This is a genomic window from Streptomyces sp. NPDC058773 (assembly GCF_042746015.1).
Taxonomy (GTDB): domain Bacteria; phylum Actinomycetota; class Actinomycetes; order Streptomycetales; family Streptomycetaceae; genus Streptomyces.
In genome coordinates, this window is record NZ_JBHYPE010000015.1 from 104,123 (window position 1) to 123,717 (window position 19,595).

General features: G+C 71.4%; 16 protein-coding genes. 8 read left to right on the forward strand and 8 right to left on the reverse strand.

What is annotated here, in order from left to right; translation table 11 throughout:
- Positions 1-31: 31 nt before the first annotated feature.
- From ACFW5B_RS16155 to ACFW5B_RS16165, 3 genes are all read right to left on the reverse strand, one after another.
- Entirely contained in the window at positions 32-547 is a 516-nt protein-coding gene (locus tag ACFW5B_RS16155) for a hypothetical protein (RefSeq protein ID WP_386439309.1), read from the reverse strand.
- 52 nt (positions 548-599) lie between these two features.
- Positions 600-1,838 (reverse strand): hypothetical protein, encoded by a 1,239-nt coding sequence (locus ACFW5B_RS16160; protein WP_386439311.1) that lies wholly within the window; start codon positions 1,836-1,838, stop codon positions 600-602.
- A 131-nt stretch (positions 1,839-1,969) separates the two neighbouring features.
- Entirely contained in the window at positions 1,970-2,125 is a 156-nt protein-coding gene (locus ACFW5B_RS16165) for a hypothetical protein (protein ID WP_386439313.1), read from the reverse strand.
- A gap of 362 nt (positions 2,126-2,487) precedes the next feature.
- On the opposite strand from ACFW5B_RS16165, the gene ACFW5B_RS16170 reads away from it, so the two are divergent.
- Positions 2,488-4,194 (forward strand): enoyl-CoA hydratase-related protein, encoded by a 1,707-nt coding sequence (locus ACFW5B_RS16170; RefSeq protein WP_386439314.1) that lies wholly within the window; start codon positions 2,488-2,490, stop codon positions 4,192-4,194.
- Positions 4,195-4,285: 91 nt separating this feature from the next.
- On the opposite strand, the gene ACFW5B_RS16175 is transcribed toward ACFW5B_RS16170, so the two are convergent.
- Positions 4,286-4,831: a winged helix-turn-helix domain-containing protein gene (locus ACFW5B_RS16175; protein WP_386439316.1), complete on the reverse strand. Its 546-nt coding sequence runs from the start codon at positions 4,829-4,831 to the stop codon at positions 4,286-4,288.
- 966 nt (positions 4,832-5,797) lie between these two features.
- On the opposite strand from ACFW5B_RS16175, the gene ACFW5B_RS16180 reads away from it, so the two are divergent.
- From ACFW5B_RS16180 to ACFW5B_RS16190, 3 genes are all read left to right on the forward strand, one after another.
- On the forward strand, positions 5,798-6,754 hold the full coding sequence (locus ACFW5B_RS16180; RefSeq protein WP_386439318.1) for a hypothetical protein: 957 nt from the start codon (positions 5,798-5,800) through the stop codon (positions 6,752-6,754).
- Positions 6,755-6,909: 155 nt separating this feature from the next.
- On the forward strand, positions 6,910-8,415 hold the full coding sequence (locus ACFW5B_RS16185; RefSeq protein ID WP_386439320.1) for an amino acid permease: 1,506 nt from the start codon (positions 6,910-6,912) through the stop codon (positions 8,413-8,415).
- A 138-nt stretch (positions 8,416-8,553) separates the two neighbouring features.
- Positions 8,554-9,438 (forward strand): GNAT family N-acetyltransferase, encoded by an 885-nt coding sequence (locus tag ACFW5B_RS16190; protein WP_386439321.1) that lies wholly within the window; start codon positions 8,554-8,556, stop codon positions 9,436-9,438.
- 77 nt (positions 9,439-9,515) lie between these two features.
- Here ACFW5B_RS16190 and ACFW5B_RS16195 read toward each other — a convergent pair whose 3' ends face one another.
- The 3 genes from ACFW5B_RS16195 to ACFW5B_RS16205 all read right to left on the reverse strand — a co-directional run bounded on the left by ACFW5B_RS16195 (position 9,516) and on the right by ACFW5B_RS16205 (position 13,279).
- Positions 9,516-10,022, reverse strand: coding sequence for a DinB family protein (locus ACFW5B_RS16195; RefSeq protein WP_386439323.1), 507 nt, complete (start codon positions 10,020-10,022; stop codon positions 9,516-9,518).
- Positions 10,023-10,504: 482 nt separating this feature from the next.
- Positions 10,505-10,696, reverse strand: coding sequence for a hypothetical protein (locus ACFW5B_RS16200; protein WP_386439325.1), 192 nt, complete (start codon positions 10,694-10,696; stop codon positions 10,505-10,507).
- 171 nt (positions 10,697-10,867) lie between these two features.
- Complete coding sequence (locus ACFW5B_RS16205; protein ID WP_386439327.1) at positions 10,868-13,279, reverse strand: SpoIIE family protein phosphatase; 2,412 nt, start codon at positions 13,277-13,279, stop codon at positions 10,868-10,870.
- A gap of 150 nt (positions 13,280-13,429) precedes the next feature.
- On the opposite strand from ACFW5B_RS16205, the gene ACFW5B_RS16210 reads away from it, so the two are divergent.
- Complete coding sequence (locus ACFW5B_RS16210) at positions 13,430-14,209, forward strand: VOC family protein (protein WP_386439329.1); 780 nt, start codon at positions 13,430-13,432, stop codon at positions 14,207-14,209.
- Positions 14,210-14,362: 153 nt separating this feature from the next.
- On the opposite strand, the gene ACFW5B_RS16215 is transcribed toward ACFW5B_RS16210, so the two are convergent.
- Positions 14,363-15,919, reverse strand: a complete 1,557-nt coding sequence (locus ACFW5B_RS16215; RefSeq protein WP_386439331.1) for a S1 family peptidase — start codon at positions 15,917-15,919, stop codon at positions 14,363-14,365.
- Positions 15,920-16,326: 407 nt separating this feature from the next.
- Between ACFW5B_RS16215 and tdh the strand changes: the two genes are divergently transcribed.
- From tdh to ACFW5B_RS16230, 3 genes are all read left to right on the forward strand, one after another.
- Positions 16,327-17,355, forward strand: coding sequence for an L-threonine 3-dehydrogenase (gene tdh / locus ACFW5B_RS16220; RefSeq protein ID WP_386439332.1), 1,029 nt, complete (start codon positions 16,327-16,329; stop codon positions 17,353-17,355).
- A 74-nt stretch (positions 17,356-17,429) separates the two neighbouring features.
- On the forward strand, positions 17,430-18,629 hold the full coding sequence (locus ACFW5B_RS16225; RefSeq protein WP_386439334.1) for a glycine C-acetyltransferase: 1,200 nt from the start codon (positions 17,430-17,432) through the stop codon (positions 18,627-18,629).
- A gap of 36 nt (positions 18,630-18,665) precedes the next feature.
- A complete protein-coding gene (locus tag ACFW5B_RS16230) occupies positions 18,666-19,574 on the forward strand; it encodes a LysR family transcriptional regulator (RefSeq protein WP_386439336.1) in 909 nt (302 codons plus the stop codon).
- Positions 19,575-19,595 lie beyond the last annotated feature (21 nt).

The following is a 19,595-nucleotide window of genomic DNA, read 5'->3' on the forward strand; positions in this document are numbered from 1 at the left end:
GATTCCTTTCGGTTCCAGCGGGGGACAGGTCTCAGACAGGGGCCGGCATCGGTTCGAGCGCCGCGATGTCCGCGAGCGACAGTCCCATCTGCTCGTGCAGGAAGCGCACGATCGTCCAGTGCGGCAGCGCCCCCTCGTCGAACGGGCCGAACTCCCGGCAGTACAACGGAATCCAGCGCAGGGCCTCTTCGAGTGCCTGCTCGCGGCCCGGCTCCTGTTGGTAGTCCTCGTAGGCGATGCTGCGGTGTTCGATGAAGAACTGCCCCGGCAGTCTTTCCTCGCACAGCGACCGGTATTCGCGGGTCTGCAGGATGAGGTAGTGCCAGATCTCGTCGATGTCCTGCTCGACCGGCAGGAAGAGGCCGCCGAGCCGGTCGTGGTGCCGGGAGACGAGGTAGAGATAGCGCAGACACTCGGTGACCTGGCGCGCCACGAACTCCCGTGGCGCGGCGCTCTTGTCGCCGAAATGGTCCAGGACCTCGGCGTGCAGCGCCTCGCCCAGCAGTTCCTTGAGGTCGTCGGCGGATATCCGCGGCTGGCTGGTCATGCTTCTCCTGTCCGAGTGGCACGGACGTCCGGGGACGGGGACGTCCGTGGGGTCAGCTGCCGGTCGTGAGCCAGGCGTACTTTCCCGACTTCCCGATGGGGATGTGCGTACGGTGCGCGAGCCGGCAGTGCCGACCGGTCAGTTCACCGATGCCCGCTTCCAGCGCCGCGGTCTGCGCGGGTTCGACGGGCGCGCCGTGGAAGGTCGTGTACACCAGCTGCGCTTCGTCCTCGCCGGTCAGCTGCAACTGGTAGAGGAAGACGTCCGAGCAGGTCTCGGCGATGCAGCGGTCGAGGTCGCCCTGGGCGACGGGACCGTGCGGCGTACTGAGCAATTCCTTTTCCCGGCCGCAGAATTGGGCGATCTTTCCCGGGTCGGGCGTACCGTCCAGGGTCCGTACGCAGTCGCCCGAGCGGTAGCGGATCAGCGGCATATACGGATTCCGCACGCTCGACACGATGAGCTGGTAGATCGTGCTCCCGTCGGCGACCGGCTGGAGCTCGACGCTCATCTTGTCGAGATGCGGCCAGTAGGTGCCGCGGCGGTCGCTGTAGTAGAGGTAGCCGAGCTCGGTGCTGCCGAACAGGTCGATGACCGGGCAGTCGAAGTGCTGGTGCAGAAAGCGCCGGACATTCGCCGGCGTGTATTCGTAGGCGTGAATGATGCTCGCGGGCGGTGGGAAATCGTCCCACAGTCCCCATTCACCGACCTTTCGCATCAGATGCGCCAGGTGATAGCCGGAGCAGTCGAGGTGGTACCAGCCGCGCGGATGGGCCTGCCGGGCGTCCCGGATCTCCGCCAGCATCCGCACCACCTCGGCGCGCTCCCACAGCGCCGGGTCCAGCCGCAGATTGACGTAGCAGGTCCGCTCGTCGAGGCGGCGGTCGTCGAGGGCGGGCACCGGGTCCGGTGCGGTACCGCGCCGGGCGGCATTGACCCGCGCGACGTGTTCCGTCGCCAGCACCGTGGTCAGCGATACCCGGCGGCAGCCCGACTCCCAGGTGCCGGCGATATCGGGGTGTTCGCGCCACAGCTGGTAGTAGGAGCGCAGCAGGAAATACGGGGGCCGGATGATCTGCATCCGGGCATGGTGGGTGCCGGTGGAGAGGACGAACTCCGCCTCGCCGGACTCCAGCGCCGCGGCCAGCCGGGGAGTCATCCAGTTGTCGGGAAAGCCGCGCGCTATCTCGGGCTTGTCGAGTACCGGGAAGTAGCCCTTCGCCAGCGACTCACGGTAGATCGGTATGTCGCGGATCTGCTCGATGACCTCGGCGGTCGGCTGACCATCCATGGAATCCTCGTCGGTTGCTGGGAGTGCGGTGCCACACGGGGAATTCGGGGCCGGTGCCCGGGAGCGGGCGGCGGACGGCCGGGTCGTGCGCCGCCGCCGGACCGCTCCCGGGCCTCGGGTGGGTGCGAGGGTCAGGAGATGCAGCCGGCCTTGGGCGCGGCGCTGATGCAGCCGGCCTTCGGGGCGGCACTGATGCAGCCGTTCTTCGCTGCCTGCTGTGCGGAGTTGGCGGCGAGCCAGTTCTGCCAGACCTTGTCCTGAGCCATCTTCTTGATGAGCTGCTCCATGGGAACCTCCGAGAGAGAGTGCGGAAGACGGACTGGAACGACACGCGGCGCTGACCTGCGCGGATGCCGTGGCACTGAAGGTAAAAGTATGACCAAGTAGATGTCAATTAAAGGCAATGGCCGAGTCTGCGGTTGGGCGGCCGGTGCGCCAACTTTGGCGGAATCCCGTCGAGCTGATCGGCGGCGGAACCTTCCTGACGGGTAGTCAGCCAGGGGCTCTCCCTCCGGTCCTCCGGCTCCGCATTGGGCCGCACGGCGGCCGTCGATCGGGTGACCCGTAGCGCGGGTCCGGAGCCCGGTGGCCGCCGGTGCGGGACGATCCAGCCATCCGCCCATCGGTCCCAGTTCCAGGGGAGTCTGCTGTGCGCATTCTGCTCGTCGCCGGCGCGTTCAACAGTCTGACGCAGCGGGTGTACGCCGAACTCGGCGACCACGGCCACCGTGTGAGCGTGGAGCTGGTGACGCGGGACACCCCGCTCCCCGAGGTCGTACGGCGTCATGACCCCGACCTGATCGTGGCACCGATGCTCAAGACCCCCATCCCCCGCGAGGTGTGGTCCACCCGCATCTGCCTGATCGTGCACCCCGGGCCTGTCGGCGACCGGGGCCCGTCCTCGGTGGACTGGGCGGTGCACCTGGGCGCGGACCGGTGGGGCGTCACGGTCCTGCAGGCCAACGACGAGATGGACGGCGGGGACATCTGGGGGGCGGCGGGCTGTCCCGTCCCCGTCGTGGGCAAGAGCGACCTCTACCGTAACGAGATCGCCGATGCCGCGGTCGAGGCGGTCCTGGCGGCCGTCGCCCGTGTGGCCTCCGGCACCCACCGCCCGCAACCACAGGCCGAGCTGCCCGACGCCGCCCGGACCGGCCGCCCCCGTCCGCCGTTCCGCCAGGACCTGCGCCGGATCGACTGGCACGCCGACCCCACCGACACCGTCGTACGCAAGCTGCGCGCCGCCGACTCCCAGCCCGGCGTACGGGACGAACTGCTCGGTGACATCTGGCACTTGCACGGCGGCCACCCGGAGGACACCCTGACGGGCCGGCCGGGCGAGCTGCTCGCCACCCGGAGTGGCGCGATCTGCCGGGCGACGGCCGACGGCGCGGTATGGATTCCGGAGCTGCGGCCGCCCCGCGCGCCGGGGCGGCCCGGCACCCTCAAACTGCCGGCCACCCTGGCGCTGGGCGACCGCCTCCCGCCGCTCCCCGAGGTCCCGGCCCCGCTCGGCCCCGGCGACGGCCCGCGGACCTGGACCGACATCCGCTACCGCGAGGAGGGGCCGGCCGGCTTCCTGGAGTTCTCCTTCCCCGGCGGCGCGATGAGCACCGACCACTGCCGGCGGCTGCTCGCCGCCTACCGGCACGCCTGCGCCCGGCCGACCTCCGTGCTGGTTCTCGGCGGTCGCCGGGACTTCTTCTCCAACGGCATCCATCTGCACGTCATCGAGGCCGCCGCCGACCCCGCCGAGGAATCCTGGGCCAACATCCAGGCCATGGACGATCTGGTGCAGGCCGTCCTGACCACCACCGACCGGCTGGTGGTCGCCGCGCTCGGCGGCAATGCCGCGGCCGGCGGCGCGATGCTGGCCCTCGCCGCCGACGAGGTGTGGTGCCGCGCGGCCGTCGTGCTCAACCCCCACTACCGGCTGATGGGGCTCTACGGCTCCGAATACTGGACGTACACCCTGCCGCGCCGGACCGGCCCCGACGTGGCCGCGGAACTCGCCGCGCGCGCCGTACCCATCACGGCCGCGACCGGGGCGCGGCTCGGCCTGGTGGACCGGATCGTCGACTGCCCCGCGCAGGACTTCGCGGCGCGGACGGCCGAACTCGCCACCCGGCTGGCCGCGGCGCCCGCGACGCAGGCCCGGATCGCCACGAAGAAGGCCGACCGGGAGCGCGACGAGGCGCACCGCCCGCTCGCCGTCTACCGGGAGCTCGAACTGGCGCAGATGCACCGCATCTTTTTCGACCCGGACCAGCCCTACCACGCCCTGCGCCGCGCCTTCGTCCGCAAGGAACCCGCGGCGGCGGCCGCGCACCTCGGCTCGTCGGCGGCCGGGAGCTGAAGGGGGCCGCCCCGTCCGTGCGGCCCGCACCCGGACCGAACGGCAGCGGGCCGGTGACCGCACACGGCGGCCACCGGCCCGCTGCTGGGCGTCAGCCGTCGTGACCCGGTCTGGAGGCGGGCAGGTACTTGTAGCCGATGCCGAAGACCGTGCTGATGGAGTCGCGCAGGCCGGGTCCCAGGCGCCGGCGCAGCCGGGCGACATGGACGTCGACCGTGCGGTTGCTGGACTGGCAGCTCGGCCAGACGGCGGCCATCAGCTGCTCCCGGGTGAAGGCGCGCCGCGGATGCAGCACGAGATGGGCCAGCAGGTCGAACTCCAGTCGCGGCAGGTCGAGTTGGCGGCCCCTGATGAAGACGGTCCGGGCCGCGGTGTCGATCCGGATCTGCTCCGGCCGTGGCCGGCCGGCCGGTGACGCACCGGCCGGTTCCTCGCGCGGTGGTGCCAGGATGATGTGGACCTCGTCCGACGGCAGCCGCTCCACCGAGACGGGCTCCAGGTCGTGCAGGGTCAGTTGCCATGTGCCGTCAGGGAGCCGGTCGACCGCCAGGGGTGGCCCTTCGCCGGTCCCTGCCGTGGGCGTCCGGCCGAAATCGGCGTCCGGTCGCAGCGCAAGCGGGGTCGTCGAGGAGTTCATTAACATGATCTGGGCCCATTCCTCTTGCAAAGCAGGCGTGTACGGACAGACATGGCGGTGCTCGACGTTCAGCGGTGCTGAGGTGCTCTGCGGCGATCGCGGCGCAGCCCGGTGGTGCGGCCGGTGGCGACCAGGCACTTGTGGTGCAGGTCCGCCCAGCGGGGGCGATCGCTCCGTTCGAGCCGTCGGAACGCTCACACCCATGCCCGTACCTGGCCATGACGTGGTGTGAAGTCACGGCCTCCGGTCCGGATGAACGCTACATGTGATCGCGCGCTTCCGGAAAGTAGCATCCGCTAATTCGGTTGCTCTTGAGCCGAATTTGTGGTGTGCGGCGCCAACGCCGCCGCCGCGCTGGGTTGGCGCCGGGCGGGCCGCTGTTCCGTTCAACAAGTGCACGCGGAATTCCTTGAATGTTGTCGCGTCGGCGCCCTCGCCGCCGGGCGACGGACACGGCCTGCCGGGTGGTGTGCCGTCCCGCGGCGGGGTATCCGTTCCGGCCGGTGTGGCCGGAAAGCGTCGGTGCGTGCGCGGTTGGCCCCAAGGGAGTTGTGAATGGTCCGGGCCCGGAGCTGACTCGTCGTCCGGGTTCGGTCGCGCCATGGGTGCCGTCCGGGCCGTACGGAGGGGCGGCCGTGGAAACAATGGATACGGAGGGGTAATCGGTAACGATGTGCACTTGTGGAGGAGTTGCAACCATGTGAATATGCCAAATAAATGGCCTGTAGCGAACGGAGCGGCAAAGTGGAGAGTCTCTGGAGGTTCGCTGTGGGAAGTTGTTTCTCCTTCAATCTCATCGAGACTAAAAGGTGCGGAACCAGATATTCCAGGCGGCTTGTTTTCGCAATGAGTTGATGATGAGTAGGGTGTGGCCGCTGTCACTTGACCGGTGGCAGAGGCCCAGCTGAATTCGGCGCAGCTGGAATGCCGTGTGGGGGAAGACGCCTTCGTGACCGGGAGGGGACCATGGCGGCCGGCTCTTTCGAGGGGCAGTATGTGTGGAGTCCAGCGGCCGATGACCGGGCGCTGGCGCGCGCGTGTATGGATGTCAGGGCCGGACGCTACTTGAGCGCGCATGAGGTCCTCCAGGAAGCGCGGGCGGATTTCGAGGTGCGGGCGCACCGGTCGCTGGTACTGGCGTCCGTGGCGGCCGATTCGGACCTGGCCGAGCGCTGGCTGGACGAGGAGCCGGGCCCGGAAGCCGCGTTGCTCTGGGCCCGGGTGGCGATGCTCCGGGCGCTGCGCATGGCCGACGCCGGTGACCGGCGGCAGGGCGCCCTGGCACGGATAGCGCAGTCGGCGTGCGAAAGGGCCGCGAAGCTGCTCCCCGAGGACCCCACCCCGTGGGTGGCCCAGCTGGCGCTGACCCGCCTCGACCGCCCCCAGGACCCCGCGCCGCAGGGGCTGCTGACCGCGCCGGCCGGCCCGTGGTACCTCTTCGCGCACATCCTCCGGCTCGACCCCTGGCACCGCGAGGCGCACCACCGCTTTCTGTCGTTCTTCTTCACCCGCTACGGCGGTTCGTCCAGCGCGAGCTGGGACGTCGCCGCGTTCCTGAGCCAGCGCGCCCCCGCCGGCTCGCCGCTGCGGCTGCTGCCGCTGGTGGCCCTGGTCGAGGACTACAACCCGTCCGCGCTGCTCGCGGACCACACCTGGGAGCAGCCCCAGTGGATCAGCACCGCGATGGGCATCTACCACAACTGGTTCCCGCAGGTGACCCGTTACCGCTTCACGCCGGTGCTGGACCTGGCGTATCTGGCCCATGCGCTCTTCATGGCGAAACGTGAATTCGAGGCGCGCGAGGTCTTCACCGCCATGGGGCCCTATGCCTCGCGCATGCCCTGGAGCGCATTCGGCGATCCGGCGGAGCAATTGACGAAAGCCAGGCGTTCCTGCGGGCTCCCCGTGCCCCATGGCGACTGAAATGCCGACACGGCGATGGCCGTGTGAATTCTGCTTCGCGAAAGGTGGTCCATTCGGCACCGTCCATTCGAACAACTCGACCCGTTCCCGTCACCCCGGTTCCCCCCCAGAAAGGTTCGGTTGTGTCCGAGCGTACTTCCCCGGCTCGCTCGCAAATGCCCCACGCGAAAAATTCCGCCACCCTTGACGACGATGCCACGCTGCACGCCATGGGGTATCCGCGGAAACTGACCCGCAGGTTCCGCGCGTTCGACAATTTCGCCATTTCCTTCACCATCATCAACATCATTTCCGGCATCTTCTCGTCCTTCGGCTTCGGGATGAACGCCGGCGGCCCGCGGATCCTGATCTTCGGCTGGATCGGTGTCTCGGTCATGGTGCTGTTCGTCGGCGCCGCGATGGGCGAGATCGCCTCCGCCTACCCGACCAGCGGTGCGCTCTACTTCTCGGCGGGCAAGCTGGCCAAGCGGCACCAGGGCGCCTGGTCCTGGTACACCGGCTGGCTGAACTTCGTCGGCCAGGTCGGCGGCACCGCCGCCACCAACTTCGCCGCCGCCACCTTCATCCAGGCGTTCATCGCCATGCAGTGGCCGGCCTACGAGGCGACGCCGCAGCAGACGGTCGGTATCACCGCGGCCATCCTTCTCCTCCAGGCGCTGGCCAACACCTACACCGTGCGCCTGGTCGCGGTGGTGAACCGGATTTCCGTGTGGTGGCTGCTGATCGGCATGGTCGTGATCGTCGGCGCGCTGACCGTGATACCCGACCACCACCAGTCGCCTTCGTTCGCACTGCACTTCGCCAACAACACCGGCTTCACACAAGCGATTTACGGCGGAATGCTGGGACTCCTCGTCACCAGCTGGACCTTCACCGGTTTCGACGGCAGTTTCCACATGTCCGAAGAAACGGTGAAGGCAACGGTCAACGCGCCCCGGGGCATCATGCGGGCGATCAGCTACTCCGCGATCACCGGGCTGATCCTCATGCTCGCGCTGGTGTATGCGATCCGTGACTACGGACATGCGGCGAGTGCCGAGGCGCCGCCGGTGCAGATTCTCATCGACGCGCTCGGCCAAAGCACCGCCAAGTTCCTGCTGTTGATCGTTATCGGCGCCATGCTCTTCTGCGGGCTCGCCAACATGACCAGCAATACCCGGCAGATCTTCGCCTTCTCCCGGGACGGCGCGATGCCCGGTTCCCGTTGGTGGCATTCGGTGTCCGCGCGCACCCGTACCCCCGTCAAGGCCGTCTGGCTCGCCGCGGCCTGCCCGCTGGTGCTGGTGCTGCCCGGCTGGTGGTCGCACACCGCCTTCACCGCGGTGGTGAGCGTCAACGTCGTCGGACTGTTCCTCGCCTACGCCGTACCCATCTTCCTGCGGCTCCGGCTCGACGATTTCCAGGCCGGTCCGTGGAACCTCGGGCGCTGGGGCAAGCCCGTCGCGGCGATCGCCGTGATCTGGATCCTGATCAGCAATGTGCTGTTCATGCTGCCGCAGGCGTCCCCGATCACCCCCGCCTCGTTCAACTACGCGCCGATCGCGCTGGCGGTGGTGCTGATCATCGCCACCGTGTGGTGGTTCGCCACCGCCCGGCAGCGCTTCCAGGGACCGGTCAGCTACGGCCGTCCCGACGAGGTCGCCGCCATGGACCTCATCTAGAACGGGCCGGACAGGCGGCGCGGGTGGGCCCTCCGGAGAGGTTCCGGAGGGCTCACCTCCGCCCGCGGCCCGTCACCGGCTCCGCCTCGCTTCCGTTCACCCGCCTCCTGACCCCACCAGAAGGGACCGGCACCCGGTATGCCCACCCTCGGAAACGCTCCGGATCAGCAGCCCGCCACCGGCGAACTCGCCGTCACCACCGCCTCGCTGGACGACTGGCACGAGGTGGCCCAATGGGCCGCCGACGAGGAGTGGAACCCCGGACGCGGCGACGCCGCCTGCTTCCACCCCGTCGACCCCGCCGGCTTCTTCCTCGGACGCCGCGCCGGACGCACCGTCTCCGCGGTCTCGGTCGTCAACTACTCCGACGCCTATGCGTTCCTGGGCTACTACCTCGTCCACCCCGACCACCGCCGGCAGGGCCTGGGCCTCGCCACCTGGCGCGCCGCCTTCCCGCACGCCGGTGCCCGGACCGTGGGCCTCGACGCGGTCCCCGCCCAGCAGGACACCTACCGGCGCGCCGGGTTCGCCCCGGCCCACGAGACCCTGCGCTACGCCGGACGCCCCGTCGGTCCCGGCACCCCCACACCGGACGTCGTCCCCGTGACGCGGGCGCATCTCGATGCCGTCGCCGACTACGACCGGCGCTGCTTCCCCGCCGACCGCCGTGCCTTCGTCACCCGTTGGCTGACGGCCCCCGGCCACACCGCCCTCGGGTATCTGCGCGACGGCGCGATCGCGGGCTACGGGGTGCTCCGCCCGGCCCGCAGCGGCCATCGCATCGGCCCGCTCTTCGCCGACACCCCTGCGGCCGCGGAAGCGCTCTTCGACGCCCTCGCGGCGTCCGTCGACCCGGCCGGCGAGATCGTCATCGACGTCCCCGGCCCCCGCCAGGCGGCCCACGCCCTGGTCACCTCGCGCGGTCTGCGCCCGCAGTCGCACACCGTGCGGATGTACACCGGGCCGGTGCCGCCGGTGGAGCAGGAGCGCACCTTCGGTGTCACCAGTCTGGAGCTCGGCTGAGGGGCGGGCCGGCCGGCTGAGGGCTGACGGCTGGGGGCTTCCACCCGGCACCGGCCGGGTGGGAGCCCGCGGCCCGTTCAGGCGCCGACCGTGCCGTCGATGGCCTCGCGCAGGAAGTCCGCATGGCCGTTGTGCCGGGCGTACTCATGGATCAGGTGCAGCATCACCAGGCGCAGCGAGACATGCTCGCCCCAGCGGGGCTGGTAGCCGGTGACGTCGAGCGAAGCGGCCTCCCGCTCGATGCGGCGGGCGTGCGCCACCTCCGTCTGCCAGGCCTCGAAGGCCTCCGCCCGGGTGGCCGTGCTCGCGTCGTACGCCACCTGGAAGTCGCCCTCCGCCGACCAGACGAGCGGGATGTCCTCGCCGTTGATCACCCGGCGGAACCAGGTGCGTTCCACCTCGGCCATGTGCCGCACCAGGCCGAGCAGGGAGAGCGTGGAGGGCGCGCTCGCGGGGCGGCGGAGGTCTTCGTCGGAGAGGCCGTCGGTTTTCATGGCGAGGGTGGCCCGGTGGAAGTCGAGAAAGGAGCGCAGGGTCTCCCGCTCGCCGGCGGTGACGGGCGGGGAGGGGCGTTCGGTGGTCACGGGGGGTTCCTTTCCGCGGCGATTCCCCTGGGCAGGGCCCGGAGACGTGCGGGGTCGCGGCGCCGGGAGGCGTCGTGGTGGTGGGAGCCGCCTTCGGGCGCACCATCCGGAGGAGAGCCCATGGCCTGCACGGCGAGGCGGGCTTCCGGAGCGCTCCGGGGCATGCCGGGCAGGCGGCGGTCGGGGCGATCTTCCCGAGCGCCGCGGGCCGCCGCAAGGGGTTTCTCCGCGGTGGCGGGGGAGGGGCGGCGGCGCCCGTGCGAGGGCCGCCGGGCGACGTGGCTTCCGGCCCCTCCGCACCAGGTCCTGCGAGGGATGGCCGCACCGCCTCGACGTCCAACTCAGGGAATCGGCCGCCCAGTTGCGGACGACGGCGGCCGTCACTCACGCGCACGGGCCGGGCGGCCCGTCCGCGGAGGGCGCGTCATGCGGCACGCTCCGCGTGACGGGCAACCCTGCGCCCGCCGCTCAGCCGTCGGCGCTCACGGCAGATACCGCTCGATGGCGCCGGGTCCCTCCTCGGCGATCAGACGCCTGGCCCATTCCAGGGTCTCGGGGGTGGGTTCGCGCCCGGAGGCCTTCACCAGGTCCTCCGGGTCATAGGGCCGCTCGCTACCGGTGTACAGCTGAGTCGGCCGCCGCTCGGCCGCCTGCTCCCTGCCATTGCTCGTCACAGGGTCCTCCTCTGTCCGCGCCCGCCGAGTCGCCGGGACCTCGCTTGGTTCCATCATGGGACCGGCTCCGAACACCCGCACGGTGTGCGCGGGTCCCGCCCCTGGCCACCGGCCCGTTTCCGCCCCGGCCACGGCGCCGTTTCCGCCCTGGCCACCGTGCCCGTGGAACGGTCAGCGGGCCGGCCGCGGAGCCCCGGAATAGTGCGGCGGAAACGCCAGCTCCGTCCAGATCGTCTTGCCGTACCGCGTGTAGCGCGTCCCCCAGCGCTGCACCAGCTGCGCGACGATGAACAGCCCCCGCCCGCCCTCGTCGTCACTGGCGCTGTGCCGCAGATGGGGCGAGGTGTGCGCGGTGTCCGACACCTCGGTCAGCAGGGTCCGGTCCCGCAGCAGTCGCAGATGCAGCGGCCCCGCCGCATGCCGGATGCCATTGGTGACCAGCTCGCTGACCACCAGCTCGGTCGCGTAGGACAGCTCCGCCAGGCCCCACTCCCGCAGCTGCCCGGTGGCCAGCTCGCGGGCCTTGCCCACCGCGGCCGGCTCGGCGGGCAGCTCCCAGGCCGCCACCTGCCGGGTGTCCAGCTCGCGGGTGCGCGCCAGCAGCAGCGCCGAGTCATCGGCGGCCGGACCGTCCGGCAGCAGCGCGGCCAGCGCGTGGTCACACAGCTCGGCCAGCGGACGGCGGTGGTCGCCCAGCACCCCGCCGAGGATCGCCAGCCCCTCGTCCACGTCCCGGTCCCTGGCCTCCACCAGCCCGTTCGTGAACAGCGCCAGCAGACTGCCGGCCGGCAGCTCGATCTCCAGGGACTCGAACGGCAGGCCGCCCAGACCCAACGGCGGCCCCGCCGGAAGGTCCGGGAAGCTCACGCCGCCCTCCGGGTCGACGACGGCCGGCGGCAGATGCCCGGCCCGCGCCATGGTGCAGTGCCGCGACACCGGGTCGTAGACCGCGTACAGGCAGGTCACACCGGTGGCCACATCGTCCGTGCCGAGACCCGTGCCGACCGTGGCCGCCTGCTCCTCGGCGGTCTGTTCCACCAGGTCGTCCAGCCGTCCCAGCAGCTCGTCGGGCGCCAGGTCCAGCCGGGCCAGCGCGCGTACGGTCGTCCGCAGCCGCCCCATGGTCGCCGCCGCCTGGAGACCGTGGCCCACCACGTCCCCGACGACCAGACCGACCCGGGTGCCGGAGAGCTCGATGACGTCGAACCAGTCGCCGCCGACCCCGGCCCGGTCGCCGCTGGGCAGATAGCGGTGGGCCAACTCGACGGCGGACGGGGACGCCAGGTGCTGGGGCAGCAGATTGCGCTGGAGGGTCAGCGCGGCGGTGTGCTCCCGGGCGAAGCGGCGGGCGTTGTCCAGGCACACCGCCGTCCGGGTGACCAGCTCATCGGCGAGTTCGATCTCCCCTTTGTCGAACGCCGTCATCGGGGTGGCGCGGCCGAAGGTCACCAGTCCCATCGGGGTGCCGCCGGCCCGCAACGGCACGACGACGGTCCTCTCCTCGCGCACCATCCCGCCGCAGGACAGGCTGCGGTACTGGAGCGAGCCGGGCGGGTACTCCACGCGGTGCGGGCTCTGCGGAGGGCCCGCCGGGCCGTCCCGGGCGGAGCGGGTGGCGACCCGCACCAGCGTGGGCAGGGCCCCGCCGGACGGTTCCGGCTCGTCGCCGTGCAGGACGGACTGCATCAGGTCGACGGTGACGGCGGTCGCGAAGTCCGGTACCGCCACGTCGGTGATCTCCCGGGCGGTGACGGTCATATCGAGTGTGGTGCCGATCCGGGTGCTGGCCTCCACCAGGAGGTTCAGCCGGCGCTGCGCCTGGTAGCGGCCGGTGATGTCGAAGGCGTCCTCGCACACCCCGAGCACCTGCCCATGGGTGTTCTGGAGCCGGTAGTAGGAGCAGGACCAGACGTGATCGAGGCCCGGGTCGGAGGGCTGCTGACCGACGAAGTGCAGATCGAGGACCGGCTCGCCGGTGTCGATGACATGGTGCATCACCGCGTCGAGGGTGCGCGGATACCCCTCGGTGACGAACTCCCCGCCCGGATACAGCTCATCGGCGCGGGCCCCGAGGAATTCCCGCAGCGGCAGCCCGATCTCCCGGCAGTAAGCGCTGTTCGCCCAGGTCAGCCGGAGATCGGTGTCATAGATGCCCAGGCCCACCGGGGACCGGGTGGCCAGACCGTGCAGCATCGCCTGGCGGTACTCCCACATCCGGTGGGCCTCCAGTTCGGCCGCCACCAGGACCCGGGCCGCCTGCGGGCCGGCGCCCTCGGACACCTTGGCGAGCGGACAGAACGCGGCCGCCATCCGCACCAGCCGGCCGTTCCGGTGCCGCAGGGTGAGCTCCCGGCCGCCACCCGGTACGTCCTCCGGAGGGGGCGCGCTACCTCTGACGGCGGGCGGAACCAGCGCTTCCAGGGGCGTTCCGACGATCTCCTCCGGCAGATACCCGAGGAGCCGCTGAGCCGCCGGGCTCCAGCCGATGATCAGGTCCTGGGCGTCCAGAACCGCTGTGGCCGCCCTGGTGACGTCGAGGGGACCACGGAAGTCGGCGTCCTCCGCCGCGTTCCATGCGTTCATGGCATCAACCCAGCCCGGATCAGTACCTACAGCATCGAGCCTGATCAAGACCGGCACAACCGCGCTGCCGCAGGGGGACGCGCCCTTGGTGCGGCCCCGCGCCGTCGCTGGCATGGTGGGAAGGGGCGCTGAGCAACAGGAGGCAGATGCATGTCGGCCCAAGGCCCCGTCACCGCGGTACGCGGCGCTCCCTGCTGGGTCAGTCTGATGGCCCGCGATCTGGACGCCGCCCAGGAGTTCTACTCCGCGGTCCTGGGCTGGCGGTTCCGCGCGGCCAGCCTCGGCGAGGAGTTCTGCATCGCGCTGGCGGGCGGCCGGCCGGTCGCCAGTATCGGCGCCCTCGCCCAGAGCTTCCAGGTCGCGGTGGCCTGGACGTCTTATTTCGCGGTGGACAACGCCGACGACACCGCGGACCGGATCCGTGAGCGCGGGGCGACCGTCGCGGTCGGCCCGCTCAAGCTCGGCCCCGGACGCGCCGCCCTCGCCGCCGACCCCGACGGCGCGACCTTCGGCTTCTGGGAGGGCCAGACGCTGGCCTGGTCGGTCGGCCAGGGCAGCGCGCCCACCGGCCTCGAACTGCGCACCCGGGACGCCTTCGCCGCCGCCATCTTCTACGCCGAGGTCTTCGGCTGGGCCTCCGGGGAGCCGGGCGGCTGCGATGTGACGTACGAACACGACCAGGTGCTCGTCAGCGACGGGACGCACACCGTCGCGACCCTGCGCGGCGGCGGCGTCGAGTCCGCCCCGGACCCGCGGGTGCGCCCGCGCTGGCACGTCCACTTCCCGGTCCACGACATCGAGAAGGTGACGGCCACCGCGGTGGCCGCTGGCGGAACCGTCACTCCCGTCACCCCGACCACGGACGGCGAGGGCAGCCAGGCCGTCATCCGGGACCCCGATGGAGGGCTGTTCACCGTCACCTCGACCTGACGGGGAACGGCGACAGCGAGGCGGCAGCGACGGCGTACGGGTTCCGGGGGCGGTGCCGCCGGGACTCTGCGGACACGCCCCCGGCGCTCACCGGCCCCGCACTCCTTCGTCCTGAAGGGGCGGGGCCGGTCGCGCAGCTGGTTCCGTCTGTCGTCAGTTCAGGGCATCACCACCTGCCGCGCCGGGGTCCTGGGCACCCGCGCCCGGCTCTTCCGCTCCCGTGCCGGGGTCCTGGGCACCCGCGCCCGGGTCCTCCGCGCCGGTGCCGGGGTCCTGGGCGCCCGCACCCGGGTCGCCCGCTCCCGCGCCGGCGTTGCCGGCTCCCGCGTTGCCGGCACCGGCGTTTCCCGCGCCGTTGCCGTTGCCGCCGGCGCCATTACCACCGGCCGCGCCGTTGCCGCCGGCCCCGTTGCCGCCGTCGTCGCCGCCCCCGGCGCCGATCTCCGCGCCCGTGGCCTTGAGCGCGTCGGTGACCGGCTGGAAGAAGGTCTCGCCGCCCGCGGTGCAGTCGCCGCTGCCGCCGGAGGTCAGCCCGACCGCCGAGTCGTCGGCGAACATCGCGCCGCCGCTGTCACCGGGCTCCGCGCAAACGTCCGTCTGTATCAGGCCGTTGACGATGTCGCCGTTGCCGTAGTTCACCGTCGCGTCGAGGCCGGTGACGGTGCCGTCGTGCAGGCCGGTGGTGCTGCCCGAGCGCTGCACCTTCATGCCGACGGCGGCCTCCGCGGCCTTGGTGATCTCCTGGGTGCTGCCGTTGCCCAGGTCCACCGCGCTCTGTGGCTTCGCGGCGGTGTCGTCGTAGGTGACCAGCGCGAAGTCGGTCTTCGGGAACTTCGAGTCGGCGACCGTGCCGAGCGGCTGGCCGCCGCCCTGGTCGGCCGTCCAGGTCTTGGAGTCGTTGCCGCAGTGACCGGCCGTCAGGAAGGCCGGAGCGCCCTTGACGGTGACGTTGAAGCCCAGCGAACAGCGGGCGTTGCCACCGAAGATGGCGCTGCCGCCGATCGGCCCGGCGGCCTGTCCGCCGTCTCCGGCACCGCCGCCGTCCCCGGCACCCCCCGCGGCGTCGCCCGCGCCACCCGCGGCTTCTCCGGCGCCACCCGCCGCGTCGCCCGCGCCACCCGCCGCGTCTCCGGCGCCACCCGCACCGCCCGCGGCGCTGCCGGCCGCGCCGCCCGACGTGCTTCCCGCGTCCCCGCCGTCGAACCGCTTGAACTCACCCTGCGACCGCTTGACGGTCACCATGCCCTTGCCCATGCCGTTCGTGGCCTTGGAGAGCATGGCCATCTTTGCGCCGGTGACCGTTCTGTCGGCGGTCACCACGATCTTGTTGGTCTTGGGGTCGATCGCCCAGGCGGTGCCGGGCACCGCGGCCGTCTCACGCAGGGTCTTCGTACCGGACTTCAGCGCGGTCATGCTGTTGTGCACGACCTTGGCGACGGCGCCCTTGGCCCGGACGTTCTCGGCGTCCTCCTCGGACAGGACGTTCATGACCAGGTGGCCCTTGGAACTGTCCAGGTACCAGCCCGCGCCGTTGTCCTTGAGGTCCGCCTTCAGGGATGTCGCCAGCTGGGTGGCGGAGTGGGCGCTGAACGTCTTGAGGGCCGCCGGCTGGTCCGTGCTCGCGTTGGCATTGGGGAGCAGGATCGCTGCGGCCGCGACGGCGGCCACACCGGCGGTGGCGATGGCGCCGGTCCGCAGGCGCTTGTTCACATGTCGGTGGCTCAATTCACTGACCTCCAGGGACGCACGGCAACGGGGCACACGGGAAGCCGCGGTGCGTCGCGCCGGCCGCCGTGTGTGGTGCACACCCAGTCCTACGTAGCCCCGAGCACCCCGGTCTCACGGCCACTCAAGCTGTGATGAATTCCGACGCTTGCGGTGGCGAACGTTTACACTCCCCGGCCCGCCGAGCGTCCCGGACGGGGCATGACCGGCCTCACGTCTCCCGGGGAGCGAGGGCCGGAATCCCGGTGCCGGCGGGGCGTAAAGGGCAGCTGTGGCCGCGCTTAAGAAATCCTCGATGGACCGCGCGGCCGAGGTAGGGAAGATTTTTCTGATGAAGATCGGGCGGCCGCGGCGGGCCCCCGGCAGATCACGCACGTACGGGAGCCACAGCGGTGAAGGCACTGGTCAAGCAGAAGACGGAGCCGGGGCTCTGGCTCATGGACGTACCGGAGCCGGCCATCGGCCCGGGAGATGTGCTGATCAAGGTGCTGCGCACCGGCATCTGCGGCACGGACCTGCACATCCGGGCGTGGGACGGCTGGGCCCAGCAGGCCGTGGCCGCCCCGCTGACGATCGGCCACGAATTCGTCGGCGAGGTGGTGGAGACCGGCCGCGACGTGGCCGAGATCAAGGCCGGCGACCTGGTCAGCGGCGAGGGCCATCTGGTCTGCGGCAAGTGCCGCAACTGTCTGGCCGGCCGCCGCCATCTGTGCCGCGCCACCATCGGCCTCGGCGTCGGCCGGGACGGCGCCTTCGCCGAGTACGTCGCACTGCCCGCCGGCAACGTCTGGGTGCACCGGGTCCCGGTGGACCTCGATATCGCCGCCGTGTTCGACCCGTTCGGCAACGCCGTGCACACCGCGCTGTCGTTCCCGCTGGTCGGCGAGGACGTGCTGATCACCGGCGCGGGCCCGATCGGCATCATGGCCGCGGCCGTCGCCCGGCACGCCGGCGCCCGCAACGTCATGATCACGGACGTCAGCGAGGAACGCCTCGCCCTGGCCCGCAAGGCCGGTGTCACCCTCGCGCTCAACGTCGCCGACGCGACCATCGCCGACGGCCAGCGCCAACTGGGCCTGCGCGAGGGCTTCGACATCGGACTGGAGATGTCCGGGCGGCCCGAGGCGATGTGCGACATGATCGCCAACATGACGCACGGCGGCCGGATCGCCGTGCTCGGCCTGCCGTCCGAGCAGTTCCCCGTCGACTGGTCCCGGATCGTCACCTCCATGATCACGATCAAGGGCATCTACGGCCGGGAGATGTTCGAGACCTGGTACGCGATGTCCGTGCTGCTCGAAGGCGGTCTCGACCTCTCGCCCGTGATCACCGGCCGCTACTCCTACCAGGACTTCGACGCCGCCTTCGACGACGCCGCCAGCGGCCGCAGCGGCAAGATCATCCTCGACTGGACCGTCTGACTTCCGGCTCGGTTCGCCTCCGGGGCGCGCCGGCCCCTTCGGCTCACTCGCCAACGTACTTTCAGGAGACCCCCATGCTCGACTCCGTACGCGACGACCTGCGCGGCACCCTCGACGAGATCCGCGCCGCCGGTCTGCACAAGCCCGAACGCGTCATCGGCACCCCGCAGTCCGCCACCGTCGCGGTCACCGCCGGAGGCAACCCCGGCGAGGTCCTCAACTTCTGCGCCAACAACTACCTCGGCCTGGCCGACCACCCCGAGGTCGTCGCCGCCGCCCACGAGGCGCTCGACCGCTGGGGCTACGGCCTCGCCTCGGTCCGCTTCATCTGCGGCACCCAGGAGGTCCACAAGGAGCTGGAGCAGCGGATCTCCGGCTTCCTGGGCCAGGAGGACACCATCCTCTACTCCTCCTGCTTCGACGCCAACGGCGGTGTCTTCGAGACCCTGCTCGGCCCGGACGACGCGGTGATCTCCGACGCCCTCAACCACGCCTCCATCATCGACGGCATCCGGCTGTGCAAGGCCCGCCGCTACCGCTACGCCAATCGCGATCTGGCCGATCTGGAAAGCCAGTTGAAGGAGGCGACCGCGGGCGGCACCGGCCGCACGCTGATCGTCACCGACGGCGTCTTCTCCATGGACGGCTATGTGGCGCCGCTGCGTGAGATCTGCGACCTGGCCGACCGGTACGGGGCCATGGTGATGGTCGACGACTCGCACGCGGTCGGCTTCGTCGGCGCCGGCGGCCGGGGCACCCCCGAGCTGCACGGGGTCATGGACCGTGTCGACATCATCACCGGCACCCTCGGCAAGGCCCTCGGCGGAGCCTCCGGCGGCTATGTCGCGGCCCGCGCCGAGATCGTCGCGCTGCTGCGCCAGCGCTCGCGCCCGTACCTCTTCTCCAACTCGCTCGCCCCGGTGATCGCGGCCGCCTCGCTGAAGGTCCTCGACCTGCTGGAGTCGGCCGGTGACCTGCGGGAGCGGCTGAACGCCAACACCGCGCTGTTCCGCTCGCGGATGACCGAGGAGGGCTTCGACATCCTCCCCGGCGACCACGCCATCGCCCCCGTCATGATCGGTGACGCGGCCGAGGCGGCCCGGATGGCGGAGCTGCTCCTGGAGCGCGGCGTCTACGTCATCGGCTTCTCCTACCCCGTGGTCCCGCAGGGCCGGGCGCGCATCCGCGTCCAGCTGTCCGCCGCGCACTCCACCGAGGACGTCAACCGCGCGGTCGACGCGTTCGTCGGAGCGAGGGCCGCGCTCGCCGGCTGACTCCGCTCGCGGCCCGGCTGCTGCGAGACTGGAGGCATGATCGAAGCACGACGGCTGCACATCCTCCGCGCGGTGGCCGACCACCGCACGGTCACCGCCGCGGCCGCCGCGCTCTATCTCACGCCCTCGGCGGTCTCCCAGCAGCTGGCCGCCCTGGAGCAGGAGACCGGCCACCGTCTGGTGGAGCGCAGCGCCCGCGGCGTACGGCTGACCGCCGCGGGCGACATCCTGCTCACCCACGCCAACGCCGTCCTGGCCCAGCTGGAGCGCGCCGAGTCCGAGCTCGCCGCCTACGGCTCGGGCGAGGCGGGCACGGTGACCGTCGCGGCCTTCGCCACCGGCATCGGCCTGGTCGTTGCGCCCGCGCTGACCGCCCTCGCGAACACCGCGCCCGGCATCCGGGTCCGGGTCCAGGACGCCGAGGGCGACGCCAGCCTGCTGATGGTCCTCGACCGGCAGGTCGATGTGGCGGTGGCCGTCGAATACCGGGGCGCACCGGGCGCCGACGACCCCCGGCTGACCCGGGTCCCGCTCTACGCCGAGCCGTTCGACGCGGTCCTGCCGCCCGGCCACCGCCTCGCCGACACGGACCGAGTGGCCGTCGCGGACCTCGCCGCCGATCCCTGGATCGGCCCCTATTCCGGCAACCCCTGCCATGACGTGGTGGTCCTGGCCTGCGAATACGCCGGTTTCCAGCCGAGACTGGAGCACTCCTCCGACGACTTCCGCGCGGTCGTCGCGCTGGCCTCGGCCGCGGCGGGCGTGGCGCTCGTCCCGCGCTCGGCGCTGCGCGACATGGACCTCACGGGCGTGGTGGTCCGCCCTGTCGACGATGTGGCCCCCACCCGCCGGGTCTTCGCCGCGGTACGCCGCGGCGCCGAGGAACACCCGCTGTTCCGCCCGGTGCTCGCCGCCCTCCGGGAGGCGGCGGCCTCGCAGGGCTGACGTCGGCGGCTGCCGGGCACC

What these genes read in the sequence shown, in the direction of transcription:
- ACFW5B_RS16190 (WP_386439321.1), top strand. Translation starts at nt 8,554, where the DNA reads ATGCCCACCCTCGGAAACGCTCCGGATCAGCAGCCCGCCACCGGCGAA.
- ACFW5B_RS16230 (WP_386439336.1), top strand. Translation starts at nt 18,666, where the DNA reads ATGATCGAAGCACGACGGCTGCACATCCTCCGCGCGGTGGCCGACCAC.
- ACFW5B_RS16210 (WP_386439329.1), top strand. Translation starts at nt 13,430, where the DNA reads ATGTCGGCCCAAGGCCCCGTCACCGCGGTACGCGGCGCTCCCTGCTGG.
- ACFW5B_RS16160 (WP_386439311.1), bottom strand. Translation starts at nt 1,838, where the DNA reads ATGGATGGTCAGCCGACCGCCGAGGTCATCGAGCAGATCCGCGACATA.
- ACFW5B_RS16155 (WP_386439309.1), bottom strand. Translation starts at nt 547, where the DNA reads ATGACCAGCCAGCCGCGGATATCCGCCGACGACCTCAAGGAACTGCTG.
- ACFW5B_RS16205 (WP_386439327.1), bottom strand. Translation starts at nt 13,279, where the DNA reads ATGAACGCATGGAACGCGGCGGAGGACGCCGACTTCCGTGGTCCCCTC.
- ACFW5B_RS16175 (WP_386439316.1), bottom strand. Translation starts at nt 4,831, where the DNA reads ATGAACTCCTCGACGACCCCGCTTGCGCTGCGACCGGACGCCGATTTC.
- ACFW5B_RS16180 (WP_386439318.1), top strand. Translation starts at nt 5,798, where the DNA reads ATGGCGGCCGGCTCTTTCGAGGGGCAGTATGTGTGGAGTCCAGCGGCC.
- ACFW5B_RS16165 (WP_386439313.1), bottom strand. Translation starts at nt 2,125, where the DNA reads ATGGAGCAGCTCATCAAGAAGATGGCTCAGGACAAGGTCTGGCAGAAC.
- ACFW5B_RS16185 (WP_386439320.1), top strand. Translation starts at nt 6,910, where the DNA reads ATGCCCCACGCGAAAAATTCCGCCACCCTTGACGACGATGCCACGCTG.
- ACFW5B_RS16225 (WP_386439334.1), top strand. Translation starts at nt 17,430, where the DNA reads ATGCTCGACTCCGTACGCGACGACCTGCGCGGCACCCTCGACGAGATC.